Origin of the sequence: Geminicoccus sp. (assembly GCF_036263595.1) — a bacterium.
Lineage (GTDB): Bacteria > Pseudomonadota > Alphaproteobacteria > Geminicoccales > Geminicoccaceae > Geminicoccus.
Window position 1 is genome coordinate 1 of sequence record NZ_DATAGQ010000223.1, and the last position, 13115, is coordinate 13115.

Below are 13115 nucleotides of genomic sequence, written 5' to 3' on the forward strand. Positions count from 1 at the left end.
CAATCTCGTCCAGCACCGCATCGGTCACCGCGCTGATCAGATCCGGGGACACGTCGATGCCGTAGAGGTCACGCAGGTGGCCGGTGATCCCCGGGTGCTCATGCCCCGGGCGTACATCGAGATGATCTTGTCGTCGAAGCCCGGGAAGCGCCGCCCTCCGGCTCCTCCTGGAGCCGGTCCCTGCGGGAAACGGATCATCGGTCTGCTGACCGATGATGGTACTTGGCAATCAGCTGCGGGTCGAAGCTCGCCTGCCGGTCCCGCGGTACCTCCAGGTCCAGTTTGCCGGTGTCGGTGACCACCGTCTTGCGGCCATAGCCGTTGCGGCGGTTGTCCGCCTCCTCGGAGGCCAGGTGGTGATCCATCTCCGCGTTCAGCGCCCGCTCGGCCAGCGCCTTCTTCAGCTCGTCGAGCAGACGTTGGGATCAAACGCTGTCTTCGGGTCAGCACCAGCCAACAGCTGGTCCAGGATCGCATCGGGTCCTTAACATACAGTAGATCTTTGTACTATTCTATGGGCAAGTCAAGGCAGTCCGTTATTTTTATTATTACACCATCACTGACTCATGATTTGGATGATCTAGGAGGCAACAACTCCCGTCTGGAAAAGAATCAATATTTGTTGGAACATTTACTATACCTCGCACTAGGTCGCACGGTAGCAAGGAAAAACGAACAATAACAGATACTTAGGCTGGCTTACCATATATCCGAAGGGCCATGCCGACGAGGAGAAGGTTGATGCGGATGGTCCGCAGAAGAAGAGCAATTTTGGTTATTCTCTTCAACGAGTTAGCACATTTTTAGGCGAGGCTCATAGATGGCCACACTCAACCAAAATGGTTGGAATCTTCGGATTCACGTTTGTAAGAAAATGAAGGGCACAATCCGGTCCAAGTTCGAAGGGGCCTAGGGATTTGAGGCCCCCCTGCTGGGGGTGGGGCGGCGTGGCCTGGGCGTGGACTTCTTCTCCAGAAATCGGAAGATCCGCGCCCAGGTGGTTTCCGCAAAATCCATACGACCTTGGAGAACGACCTCTAAATCGTCGACCTTGATACCTATGAGCTTCGCGACTCCTGCTCGCAATTTTGGATAGGCGGTGAAGATGCGCTGAAGCCTTGCTACATGACACTCCAGCCTGGAAGCTGTCTGTGTCGGCTCCAGATCCGGCATGAGGCCCAGGTGGCCCGTGGAGCCCGGTGGAGCGCGTTCCTGCCCTGGAGGGTGCTCGGTAGCCGGTCGCGCCTCTTCCTCGCTAGAGCCCGCCTCATCCTGCCCAGCGACCGCTCCCGACGCCTTCGCCCCGGATTCCTCGTTCTCGATGTTGTAGGCCGGTGGAGGGGACGTCACGCACACCCATGCCGCCCGGTCGAGACGGTGCCGTTGCTGGTCGGCCAGCACCGCCTCCAGCGCCACGCTGGCAAGCTTCCGGTCCTGAATTCGCTCGACACCACGAAGCTGCCTTGCCGTGCATCCGGAGCAGCCGCATCGCCCCGACGGCAGCGGCCTGGGCTGTGTAGTCGCGCGCGTCATTGGCCACTCGCCAGGACTACGGCCACCGCATCATCTCGTACATTCAGGCGCAGGAGCACCACGTCCGGCCTCCGGACAGAGCCCGCCCGGAGGGGGTGATTCTTGCGAACTGCGAACCCCACGCGAACGGAGAAAGGCACAAAAAGCCAAGGCAGTACATACAGTTAGATACCTTCTTGTCTTTTAGTTCGCAGTTCGTAAGGGACGTGTGTTTCCTTCGAGGTCTGGTCAGAAAGCCGGACCTTCCGATCTGCGTGCGCAAGGGCAGCGCGAACTCCCGAACTGGCGACCTCAAGCTCTAGCTTGTTGCTCCGGCTCGGCTTTCCGCGCCGGACGGTTCGGACGCGGTTTCGGAGTTCGCAAGTAACACCGACGATCATCACTTCACCCCTGGGATGGCATAAACGGTGCGGCCTTGCTCCATGCGCTCGATGAGCTGATGGCTGGCCTTGAGGTACTCGACGATGTCCCGGAAATCGGAGCTCTTCGCCGGCGTCGCCCGAAGCAGCCGGGAGTGGTCGACCTTTCCGCCGTTTCGGCGAACGAACGACAACGTCTTCTTCACGACCTTGTCGAACGCGTTCCGGTGTATCTCACCAGATACGCGGCCGATCAGGAACTCGGCTGACTGAACGGCAACAGCATAGGCCCAATCGACGGACTTCATCGTGATCCTGGGTTCGGCCGGATCGGCGGAGATCGCGTGGATCAGTGCCAACTTCTGGGTCTGCTCGGCCAGTCGAGCGATGACCGACTGCGTCAGATCCGTCGGCGAAAGCTCATTTTGGAGGTCAACCTGCCTGTGGACGAGGTCCTTGATCCACGCCCGGGCATCATCCTCAATTGGAACGGAGTAGGGCTTCGGCGCGGCGACGGCGAGGTCGGGCAGGCCGTAATCGTGGTCGGTAACACCCTGGCGAATCGCCTTGGCCGCCGCGATCAGCGCGTCCGAAGGAGGCTCTGTTGACGCACCGTCGCATGGATAAGGGATGCGCGAGGGTGCCGCGAAAAACAGCCAGCGGCCGAGGAACCCATTCTCCACCGCCGCTTCGCCGATGTTATCCCATAGCGACGTTTCGACCGTGAAGCCGAGCAGAGACACGCAGGGCTCGCAGATATCCAGCCGCATCCGCTCCTTGTCGTCTCTTCCAGCGCTGCGTGCATCAGCATATTCCATTCCCGGCAGCATGCTACCGGCGGAACTGAAAGTAGTCATGAGCCAAGTAGCTGCTTTTGCCTGTATTTGCATCTTTATGTCATCGCTCAACATCGGCCGGACGACGCGCGACATCTCGTCCAACATGAAAAGCTTGGTCGGGAACTTATAGACGGCCTGCTCCAAGGCTGCGTCCGACGTGAATCCTCGCCCGCCGAGTAGTCTGGGCTCGACCTCGAACAACAATGCTTTTACGAATTTGTTCGGGTCATCCTTGCCCGAACCGGTCGGTGCGGTGATGCAGGTGTAGGTGTTCGTGCGCAGCCCGGTCGGGCCGGAGTAGCGACGACCAGCCAGCGGCCCGCCACCGACATTGCCGCCGCGAGCGCCATGATGGGCTGCGGGCGCGCAGAGCGCGCCAGGATCTCGCTGAGGCAGTCTCGCATGAAGCCGCCAGGCTCAAGGATGTTGGCTGTCGGACGGGGCAGGATCCTGAAGATGCTGGAGGTGGCATCACTAGCATTCTCGACCTCGTCCGCGCGCTCCTGGGCTGCTAGCTCAGCTTCCAGCTGAGCTGCCTTCTTCGTTGCCGCGCTGCGCAGCAGGTCGGCCTTCATCTGTTCGAAATCGACGCCGTCGTCGTCCCGGTTGAGCGGGTTCAGGATCATCTCGGGTGGCGGCTTCCAGCCGTTCTTCATGGCGAGGTAGTAGATCGTGCCGGCGCCTTTGCGGTCAGCCTTGATCGCCTTCCATGTCCTTCGGGTTTCGGCAGGGTTGTTCTTGCTGCTCGACCTGGAGAACTCCTCGAACAAGCCCCACCCGGCATCGCCCAAGCCGCCCTTGAGGCCATACCCGATCCCGAGCCACGCCTCGTACGGCAGGTCGGCGTTGGGGACGAAGCGCATAGCGTCTGCCAGCGCGTCGGGATCGCCTCGCAGCTCGGCCCCGTTGGCGGTTCCTGCCATGTTGGTGCCGGCGTTGCTGTCGTCCTCCGGCACCTCGCCCCGGTCGTGGCGTGCCTGCATCAGGGTCTGGATCACCGCACGTCGGTCGACCATGACCTCAGGCCGGTAGGCGCTGATCCTGCAGGGCATCGGCTTCGCACGGTCCTTGTAGTTCCAACTGCCGGGCATGCGCATCGCATGGTTGACCGGGGCCGACGCCCGGTCGCCGCTGAACTCCTCGGCGAGGAGGCGGTTGATCCTGTCCACCTCGTCGATGGCGTCCGGATCCGTCGCTGCCTCGGTAAGGAGATAGTAGATGTGAAGGCGAGGATCGCCGTTCTGGTCCAGGCTCCCGGTCCAGACGATCATCGTCGCGGGGCCGAACAGGGACTCGATCCGTGCGAGCTTTGCGGTCGCCTCTGTGTCGAGGTCGATCCGGATGACGCGGACCCATGCCACGTTCCCCCGGTCCAGGCCCTTCGCCTTGCGGAACAGGACCGGCGGCGGGCACAGGACGGCACCGTCGGGGTCGAAACCCGCGATCGTTGAATACGATTCTGCGACGCTCAGGATCGCATCGATGCTGTCCGGCCCCATGAACGGGAGTGGCTGGACATGGGCCGGAGCCCCACCGTGCGAAAAGAGGGAAACAGCGAAGTACCCCTCCGTAGGCGCGTCCCGCAGAATGATCTCAAGGTGCCTTCGAGCCTCTTCACGCTCAAGATGAAGACAGACTTCTGTTTCGGCGTGATCGGCGCTATGGTTCGCGCCATCCTCGCCCGCCGCCGGATCCTGCCAGGGACCGGCGGCATCCTCCTTGCCCATCATCGTCAAGCCGCCGCGCGTGGATCGCGGATGACGGAGCGGGCATAGGCGTCCAGCGCCTCGGGAGGATAGAGAACGTCACGTCCCGCCTTGAAAAACTTCGGCGCTTCCGCGCCACTGGGCGCGCCCAAAGTCACGTACTTGCACAACGTCGCCCGAGACCTCTTCAGCCCCCAGACGCGATCCAGATATTCGCTCGCCGCCGCATGGCCACGGATCGGGCGAGACTTAAAGTTGATTTCAGACATAACTGCCGCCTTATGGAAAGGTCCGGCAATCTCATTAGCCACGCCCACCCCCGCCCGCAGGGGTAGCACTCAATAATTGTTGGGTGGGGTGTTACCCCTAAATCGCGTCCAATTCCGCTTCGGCTTCAGCCGACAATGGCTTCAACAGTCTCGCGGCCTTCTTCGCCTTGTCGCCCACCGTGTCGGGCGGCGTCTCGCCGGTCGCGTGTTCGTAGATCAAGCCGGCGATGCGGGCGATCAGGCCGGTCCTGGAGACGGATACCGGCAGACCACTATCTTGGACCAGATGCCCGACCGTCCGCACCAGCCAGCCGATCGTCGTACCCTTGATACCGAAAACTACTGCGCCACCGCGATCATCCAGCTGTGAATCGTTCATCGCCTTTTCGGTTGCGGCCGACAACTTCGCGAGCATGGAATCCAACGCCTGCGTATCCTCCACCGTCCAGTCCTGCGGGAACAAGTGCCGCGTGTTCAGGGCATCGTAGTGTTCCTCGGTCTTGAGTGCCTTCAGCTTCCTAGACAGTGAGTTCGCGGATTCCCCCAGATCGCTTACCTGCTCCCGCATGTGCGATGGCCGAAGGCGAGACTTCTGACGCGCTGTAGCAACGATCAGATCGCGAGCGATGTCAGACAGGATATCTCGGCATCGCTGTTCGTCACGACCATCCACCGGCTTGAGCAGGAGGGTCGCCTGATCCAGCAGTTCAGGTGGACCCTTCGGCCCCTGAAGCATGATGAATGTCATCACGCCCTCCGGATCGGAACGATGTCTGCCGTCGTATCGACGCGCTGGCCCAACTGGTCTGCGATCCTGCCCGCGACTCGATCGGCCGCAGCTCTTAATGGATCGTCCGCCAGATGCGCGTACCTCGCGGTCGTCTCGGGTCGGGCGTGTCCGAGAAGCTTGCCGGTGAGGAACAGGGACTCGCCCGCCGCGACCGCCGTAGATGCGTGACTATGCCGGAGATCGTGGACACGAACGTCCCCCAGTCTCGCCGCTGTCCGGATCGCGTTCCACGGCTTCTGCAGCCCCACCAGCGGCCCATTCCCTTTCGCAGCCGGGAAGACGTAGTCGCCCTTGCGCGGCATCTCCGCCAACAACTGCCGGGCCGGTGCGCCGATGGCGATCACCTTTCGGCCGGTCTTCGAATCACCGAGGCGGAGATATCCTCCATCGAGGTCCACTTCATTCCATCGAAGCTGGAGAACCTCCTGCTTCCGGGCACCAGTGAGCAGCAGAAGGCGAATAGCATTGGTGACCTCGACCCGCTCGCCCTTCATCTCGGCTTCGACCAGCGCCTCGCCCAACCGGCCGATCTCCGCAGGTGACAGGAACCTCTCCATCGGCCTGGACGGCTTCAACCTGATTCCCGCTGCCGGATTGTCAGAACGAAGCTTGTCCCGCACCGCATACGCCAGGATGGACCGCAAGTAGGCTACTGTCCGTGCGGCTGCGCCCTGCCCTCCCTTCACGATCGAACGGCCACGGTGACCGGTTCGTTCATCTGTCGCAGTCTCGCCTTTGCCGATGGCGCTCATCATCCTTTCAATGTCGCCGCCGGTAAGGGCGTTGAGCTTCTTCCGGCCGATCAGGGGCACGATGTGCCGACGCACCGCCCGCTCGACCGCCTCCCTGGTGCTCGCCTTGAGGGTGGAAGCACCGTGTTCCAGGTAGCGAGAGCACACCTCTTCGACAGTCAGGTCCTTGCGCTTGTCGTTGCGCTCCTGTGCCGGGTCCTGACCACGGGCAACCGCTCCAAGGATCTTCTTCGCCTCGATCCTCGCTTCCTCTGGGAGAAGAGGACCATGCCTACCGATCTTCACTCGGCGGGTCGCACCGTCGTGCTTGTACTGGACATAGTAGGTCTTGCTCGTCGGACGAACCCGAAGCCCGAAGCCCTTCACCTCGTCGTCCCAGAGGAACTCACCGGTTTCTGGCAAGGCCGCGTCGACCACCCGTTTAGTCAGCTTCACCACCGCTTATTCGCTCCCGGATCCAGGGTTCCCAGGGATGCTGGGAACCCCATGGGAACCCAGCGGGAGCAAACACGGGCAATCTCTCAAGTAAGCCCAGGATTGTTCCATGCCAATTTATAGATTCTTCTCAGTGGGTTAGCAATGGTTGGAAAAGTTTGGGAAATTCAAGAAAACCCATGTTTACAGGATTCCTAATCCTGGGGTCGTGGGTTCGAATCCCGCCGGGCGCACCAGATCCTCTGCACTTCCGCACCATTGTCGAGCGTCCGGTCCAAGAACCTGATTGGGCCTCGGGCCATGATAGCTGCCTTCGTCAGGAAGGTCATGACATCCACAGCTTCGCCGAGTGCGGCAATGCCCGCCCTCCCCTGATGGCGGGCAAGGTGCCGGCTGCATGGATCATGCAGGAGATTGATTCATGATGGGGGCGATCACGAGTCGTGGGTTCCGGCGCCTGACCGGCATGAGCCCGCCGGCCTGACGCTAGATCCGGTGCACCAGGTCGGCGGCAGCCCATGATGGGCTATCGGCGGGTGATCACGGCTTCCAGATAGGTGCTAGGCACAACGACGGTGCCATCCCCTGACCGGTTGAACTGTCCGATCAGGCTGAAGAGATCATGCTCGAGTTCCGTCTGGGTAGCTGTATCCAGTGTGACGAACGCCTTGAGGACCGGGCCATAATAGGTCCGGAAGACTTCCAGCCAATGCTCCGGTGAGCGATAGCGGAACACGAACTCGCGCTGCGTCGCCTCGATCGATGCGGCTTGTGCCCGGAACAAATCGCCCAACCGGGCATGCGTCCCCCAGAGTGCAGGTGACTTGACGCCAGCTGGCGGCGGCACGTGACGGCCGATGGTCTTGAACAACTGGCCGACGAAGCCCTCTGGCGTCCAGTTGGCAAGACCGATCTTGCCGCCTCGTTTGCAGACCCGGATCATCTCGGCGGCCGCACGCTCCTGGTCCGGCGTGAACATGACCCCGAAGGTCGAGACCACGACATCGAAGCTTTCATCCGGAAACGGCAGCGCCTCGGCATCGGCTTCGCGGAAACCGACGGCGAGACGTTCACCCTCGGCCCGCTCCCGGGCACGACCGAGCAGGGCGGGCACATAATCGGTGGCAAGCACGTCGCACCAACGTCTGGCCGCTGCCAGCGAGACGTTGCCGTTGCCGGCCGCGACATCCAGCACCTTCTGCCCAGCACGGATGTCGAGCGCCTCGCACAATTGCTCGCCGACGATCTGCAAGGTGGTGCCGACAACGGCATAGTCGCCGGACGACCAGGCACCCTGCTGGCGGCTCTTGACCGCTGTAAGGTCGATCTGCGCCGGGGCTGGACTTTGACTGGGCGCCATAGTGGCAGTACTCATCATGGTTCTCTGTTCAGGTGGACTGCGGTAGGATAGTCGGTTCGGCAGCGGCTTAGGCGGACTGGATGCCGCGACCGTCAGATCCATCGCTCGCCACCGTAGAGGGCAGACGTGGAGGCGAACGTGGTGGATGGCGTGGGAATGCCTGTGGAATCGCGCCAGCCAGATCCGGATCAGCAAGGCCATGCGATGCAATTGCGGATGCTAGGCCCGCTCGCGATCAGCCGCGATGGCACCGATCTCGTCCTTCCCGCCTCCCGCAAGGTGCGGGCGCTGATTGCCTATCTGTCGCTGGCGCCGCGTGCTGTTCCGCGCAGCCAGCTCTGCGACCTTCTTTGGGACGTTCCGAACGACCCACGGGGCGAGCTTCGCTGGTGCCTCAGCAAGATCAGGAGCCTGCTCGATCAGCCGGGCAGGCTTCGGGTGGAGGCCCAGCGAGATGCGGTCCGCCTCGACCTGTCCGACTGCTACGTTGACTCGATCGCCGTCACCTCCGCGACGGACAGTCTGGCCGATGCAACGACGACGCAGCTACGACATGTGGCAGGGCTGTTCTCCGGGGACTTCCTCGGCGGGCTGGAGATCGGGCGCAGCACAGGCTTCAGCAGTTGGCTCTCCGCACAACGGCGTCACTTCAGGCGCCGTCACATTGCCACCCTGGAGCGTCTGGTCGGACAGGTGGCGGACGCGGAGGCACTTCAATACCTGGAGCAATGGCTGGAGCTTGCCCCGTTCGATGCTCGTGTCCATGCGCAGCTGCTGGGCGTCCTCGCACGGCAGGGGCAGATGCGCGAGGGCGAGGAACATTTGGCGGCCACGGCCCGTCAGTTCGCAGCCGAGGGCCTGAATGACACGGTCATCCGCCAGGCTTGGCATGCACTGAAGGAGGCAAGGCATCACCGGTCCGGCACGGCCCTTGCCACCGATCCAGCTCCGCACGCCGGAACCGTTTCGCAGGGGTCATCCACCGCCACCGGGCGCCGCGCTTCCATCGCCGTCATGCCGTTCGTCGATTCGACCGTGGGTGCTCGAGCGGGAGTTGGCGACGCCCTGGTTCACGATATCATCATCAGGCTCGCCAAGCTGCGAAGCCTTTTCGTGATCGCGCGGGGGACGGTGTTTGCCCTCCGGGACCGGGAGGTCGGTCCCGAGGAGGCTGGCCGCCTCCTGGACGTCGACTATGTCGTCGCCGGCTCGCTGCGGAATGTGGACGGACGGCTCAGGGTGACGGTCGAGTTGACCGAGGCGCGGGCGGCCCGGATCATATGGACCGACGTCGTCGAACAGAAAGCGGTCGACACCTTCCTGGTCCTGGAAGAGATCGGCAATAGGATCGTCGCGTCGATTGCCACCGAGATCGAGGTGACCGAGCGCAACCGCGCGGTCCTCAAGCCGCCGAACTCGTTAGACTCCTGGGAGGCCCATCATCGCGGCCTCTGGCACATGTACCGGTTCAGCAGGGCCGACAACGAACAGGCTCGGCACTTTTTCGGCATGGCGGTGCGTCTGGATCCCACCTTCGCGCGTGCCCATGCCGGCCTGTCGTTCACCCACTTCCAGAACGCCTTCCAGGGCTGGACGTCGCGCGAGCCCGAGATCGACCGGGCGTTCGAGGCCGCTGGTCAGAGCCTGATGGCTGATGATCGCGACCCTGCCGCGCACTGGGCCATGGGCCGGGCCTTGTGGCTGCGTGGTCGCCACGACCAGTCCCTGGTCGAGCTACAGCAGGCAGTCGACCTCAGCCCGAACTTCGCGCTCGGCCACTACACGCTGGCCTTCGTTCAGTCCCAGGCGGGCGATGCAGAGGCGGCGATCGCGTCCTCGGACCACTCACGCCTCTTGAGCCCGTTCGACCCACTGCTGTTCGGCATGCTGGGTTCGCGCGCGATGGCGCTCGTCCGGCTCCGACGATTCGACGAGGCGGCGGAATGGGGCATGCGGGCGGCAGCCCGTCCCAACGCCCACGCCCATATCCTCGCGATCGGTGCCTTGTGCCTAAGCCTCGCCGATCGGCTCGATGAGGCGCACACCCATCTCGCTGCGCTTCATCGCGTCCTACCGAGCTACCGCCTGGAAGATTTCCTGGCGGCGATGAGGTTCTCACCCGATGGCGAGCAGCTGTTCCGGACTGGTGCGAAGCGCATCGGGATCGGCTGATGGCCGCACCCGCCACTCATAGCGCAAATGGAAAGGTGTCCGGCACGTCACTCTCGCTCGTCCTGGTCGGCAGCGGTGTCACCGCCTTGGTCTCGTCGAACCAGACGAATGCGTCGAACTGTGCTGGGAGCGAGGCAAGTGCGTAGTGGCTCTGCAGTTCGGTATCGGGCCGGTAGATCACGCCGATGAAGCGTTCCAGGCGCTGGGGCAGCAAACACTCGCGCAACTCGGCGTGGACACCCTCGCCCAGATCAAGGAGGAAGCGCGGCACCCCAGCATCGTGAAGGATCCGCTCGTAGCTGCCCTCCCTGGACGGGCGGACCCGCTTGACCTGCATCGGCCGGTCCCAGTCGGAAGCGGCAGCCACTGTGCCGCGATCGGTACCAAAGCCAATCAGGGCTGCCTCCTGCCCAAACCGCTCCCGGCACAACTGGCCGATATTCAGCTCGTCGCGCAGCGTGCCCATCTCGGTAGCCGCGGCATTGCCGATATGGGAGTTGTGTGCCCAAACGACGGCCTTGGCGGCCGGTCCGTGCGCCTCCAGCAGGTTGACGAGCGTCTCGAACATGTGCGTGTCGCGCAGGTTCCAGCTCTCTGCGCCACCATAGTACATGATGCGATAGTAGCGTTCGGCCGATGCGATGAGTCGGGCGTTCTGGGCAGCGTCCAGGAACTGGTCGCCATCCCGTGCGGTATAATCGAGACGCCTTTCCAGAAGGTCCTTCAGCTGAGCGATGACGGCCTGCTCGCAAGCGGCATGCCGCTGGGTCAAGACGGCCCTGCCATAGTTCGGCGGGTCCTTTTGCCAGGGCATCAGGCAGCCATACCGCTTGCGGGCGAGCTTGGCCGCCTGCGGGTCGATCTGTTGGAGGTAGTCCAGGACCGCCGTGATGGAATCGGACAAATTGTAGAGGTCAAGGCCGTAGAAGCCCGTCCTCCCTGCCGGCGCCTGCCCTTCGTTGTGCTGGCGCAGCCACTCCACGAACGCGGCGACGTCCGTGTTCCGCCACATCCAGGTCGGAAAGCGCCTAAATGGAGCCTCGGCGCCGCCCGGGACCGGCCGCGCCCGGACGTGGCGGTCGATGGCAGCTGCATCCGGCCAGTCCGCTTCGACGGCCACGATGTTGAATCCATGCTGCTCGATCAGCCGACGCGTAATGGCCGCTCGGGCTTGATAGAACTCCGCTGTGCCGTGGCTGGCCTCACCCAGCAGAACGACCTTCCGGCTGCCGAAGCGGTCGAACAGCTGGCCGAATGCCGGATCGTCGAGATCAGGCAGTGGCTCGGCAGCTGTCCGGATGAGTGGCAGGACGGAAGTCGGTCGTGCCGCATCGGACGGAACGTCAGGCACCTTGCCCCCAGTTCATTTCGAGGCCGCCATCGATCGTGAAGCTCTGCCCGGTGACATAATCGGCATCATAGGAAACCAGATAGAGCGCCAGCCGCGCGACTTCGCGGGGCTCGCCAGGCCGGTGCCAGGGAATACGCGGCATCTCCTCGCGCCGCTTCTCAGGATCATCGGTACGTTGCATTGTCATCGGCGTGCGGATCAGGCCAGGCGCGATGGCGTTGACGTTGATCTTCATCTCCGCGAGCTCCAGTGCGAGGCTGCGGGTCAAGGTGAGGAGCCCGCCCTTCGCGGCCCCGTAGGCTGTGTTCTGCGGGCTAGGGATCGCCTCGTGGACGGAGGTCACGTTCACGATCTTGCCGCGTCCGCCGGCTGCGCGACGGCGACGGATGAATTCCCTGCAGCAGAAGAAGGGTCCGTAGAGGTCGGTCCGAATCACCAGATCGAACTCCTCCGTCGGCGTGTCGACCAGGGGCGCCCCCTTGGAACCAGTGCCGGCATTGTTGACGAGGATGTCTGGGGTACCGAGTTCCTGGTCGACCGCCTGGAACAAGGCAGCAACGTTATGCTCGTCACGCACGTCCACCTGCTGAACGAGGCAGCGGCGGCCGGCCGCTGTCACCTTGCTGGCCGTCTCCCGGGCTCCCGTCTCGTCGCTTTGGTAAGTGACGGCGATATCGGCACCATGTTGGGCAAAGACTTCCGCCATCGCCTGGCCCATCCCGGAGTCCGAGCCCGTGATGATGGCGATCCGCCCTTCGAGTGTCGCCTCGGTCATGATCCTGCCTCGCTCGTTGCGGCCTCCATGGATGGACGCCGCGCGGTGTGGTCCCGGAACGAGGGGAGCACGTATAAGGTTGCACTGCTGAAATGAGGAAAGGGCAAGGCGGCACTTCGAGCCTCGCTGCGCTGTTGTTCTTCCCGGCCTAGGGAGCTGGGGCCAGCCAATTGGCGGAGGTGCCACGGGATGCCATCAGGGAGTTGATGACATGCGGAAGCTGTTCGCGTTCTGTTTGTTGTGCTTGCTGCCTGTCGCTGGTGCGACTGCCTCGTCGGCTCGACAGCCCGAGGTCGTTCTTGCTCAGGCTGGACCTTTGTCCCCGGCAGACCAGGAAGCCGTCCAGGCCATCATTCGCAGCCAGCTGAACGCCTTTCTTGCGGATGATGGCGCCACCGCGTTCAGCTTCGCCTCCCCTGGCATACAGGGCATGTTCGGCAGCGCCGACACGTTCATGAAGATGGTCCGTCAGAGTTACCCGCAAGTCTACCGTGCCAGGGAAGCGGAGTTTCGCGACGTCGTCGAGATTCATGGCCGGCCGACGCAGCGGGTGCTGCTGGTGGGTCCGGACGGGAAGCCGGTCATCGCGCTTTACGCGATGGAGCGGCAGCCGGACGGCAGCTGGCGGATCGATGGATGCATGCTCGGCAAGGCGGACGACATGACCGCGTGATGCTTCCTGGTCTGGTCGATCACGTCTGCGCCTGTCTGCGCATGCTTGCCGATCACGCGGAAAGGTCCGACACCCGGCAGGCGTACTGTCGACGCGGCTGC

General features: G+C 63.1%; 9 protein-coding genes and 2 pseudogenes. 2 read left to right on the top strand and 9 right to left on the bottom strand.

Features of this window, described 5'->3' with window-relative positions; translation table 11 throughout:
* The 7 genes and pseudogenes from VHL31_RS24445 to VHL31_RS24475 all read right to left on the bottom strand — a co-directional run.
* Nucleotides 1-460 (bottom strand): annotated as a pseudogene (locus tag VHL31_RS24445) (transposase); the annotation flags it as partial.
* A 1452-nt stretch (nucleotides 461-1912) separates the two neighbouring features.
* Nucleotides 1913-2875 (bottom strand): DUF3987 domain-containing protein, encoded by a 963-nt coding sequence (locus VHL31_RS24450; RefSeq protein ID WP_329663863.1) that lies wholly within the window; start codon nucleotides 2873-2875, stop codon nucleotides 1913-1915.
* 65 nt (nucleotides 2876-2940) lie between these two features.
* Complete coding sequence (locus VHL31_RS24455) at nucleotides 2941-4230, bottom strand: PriCT-2 domain-containing protein (RefSeq protein WP_329663864.1); 1290 nt, start codon at nucleotides 4228-4230, stop codon at nucleotides 2941-2943.
* A 233-nt stretch (nucleotides 4231-4463) separates the two neighbouring features.
* Nucleotides 4464-4706 carry a hypothetical protein gene (locus VHL31_RS24460; RefSeq protein WP_329663865.1) on the bottom strand — a complete coding sequence of 81 codons (243 nt, stop codon included), beginning with the start codon at nucleotides 4704-4706 and terminating at the stop codon, nucleotides 4464-4466.
* A gap of 97 nt (nucleotides 4707-4803) precedes the next feature.
* A complete protein-coding gene (locus VHL31_RS24465) occupies nucleotides 4804-5454 on the bottom strand; it encodes a hypothetical protein (protein ID WP_329663866.1) in 651 nt (216 codons plus the stop codon).
* The gene (locus VHL31_RS24470) at nucleotides 5454-6686 is read right to left on the bottom strand and encodes a site-specific integrase (protein ID WP_329663867.1); all 1233 of its coding nucleotides are present in this window, start codon (nucleotides 6684-6686) and stop codon (nucleotides 5454-5456) included. The genes VHL31_RS24465 and VHL31_RS24470 overlap by 1 nt, the downstream gene beginning before the upstream one ends.
* Before the next feature lie 523 nt (nucleotides 6687-7209).
* Nucleotides 7210-8058, bottom strand: coding sequence for a class I SAM-dependent methyltransferase (locus VHL31_RS24475; protein ID WP_329663868.1), 849 nt, complete (start codon nucleotides 8056-8058; stop codon nucleotides 7210-7212).
* Nucleotides 8059-8247: 189 nt separating this feature from the next.
* On the opposite strand from VHL31_RS24475, the gene VHL31_RS24480 reads away from it, so the two are divergent.
* Entirely contained in the window at nucleotides 8248-10215 is a 1968-nt protein-coding gene (locus tag VHL31_RS24480) for a BTAD domain-containing putative transcriptional regulator (RefSeq protein WP_329663869.1), read from the top strand.
* A gap of 16 nt (nucleotides 10216-10231) precedes the next feature.
* Here the strand turns inward: VHL31_RS24480 and VHL31_RS24485 are convergent.
* Together VHL31_RS24485 and VHL31_RS24490 are read right to left on the bottom strand one after the other, a co-directional pair.
* Nucleotides 10232-11542 (bottom strand): annotated as a pseudogene (locus VHL31_RS24485) (erythromycin esterase family protein); the annotation flags it as partial.
* Nucleotides 11543-11558: 16 nt separating this feature from the next.
* Nucleotides 11559-12341 (bottom strand): SDR family oxidoreductase, encoded by a 783-nt coding sequence (locus tag VHL31_RS24490; protein WP_329663871.1) that lies wholly within the window; start codon nucleotides 12339-12341, stop codon nucleotides 11559-11561.
* Between the two features lie 316 nt (nucleotides 12342-12657).
* Here VHL31_RS24490 and VHL31_RS24495 point away from each other — a divergent pair, with 316 nt between their 5' ends.
* Nucleotides 12658-13014, top strand: coding sequence for a DUF4864 domain-containing protein (locus tag VHL31_RS24495; protein WP_329663872.1), 357 nt, complete (start codon nucleotides 12658-12660; stop codon nucleotides 13012-13014).
* Nucleotides 13015-13115 lie beyond the last annotated feature (101 nt).

Coding starts and splice junctions, on each gene's coding strand:
- VHL31_RS24455 (WP_329663864.1), bottom strand. CDS start 4,230: ATGGGGCCGGACAGCATCGATGCGATCCTGAGCGTCGCAGAATCGTAT.
- VHL31_RS24460 (WP_329663865.1), bottom strand. CDS start 4,706: ATGTCTGAAATCAACTTTAAGTCTCGCCCGATCCGTGGCCATGCGGCG.
- VHL31_RS24465 (WP_329663866.1), bottom strand. CDS start 5,454: ATGACATTCATCATGCTTCAGGGGCCGAAGGGTCCACCTGAACTGCTG.
- VHL31_RS24475 (WP_329663868.1), bottom strand. CDS start 8,058: ATGAGTACTGCCACTATGGCGCCCAGTCAAAGTCCAGCCCCGGCGCAG.
- VHL31_RS24480 (WP_329663869.1), top strand. CDS start 8,248: ATGCAATTGCGGATGCTAGGCCCGCTCGCGATCAGCCGCGATGGCACC.
- VHL31_RS24490 (WP_329663871.1), bottom strand. CDS start 12,341: ATGACCGAGGCGACACTCGAAGGGCGGATCGCCATCATCACGGGCTCG.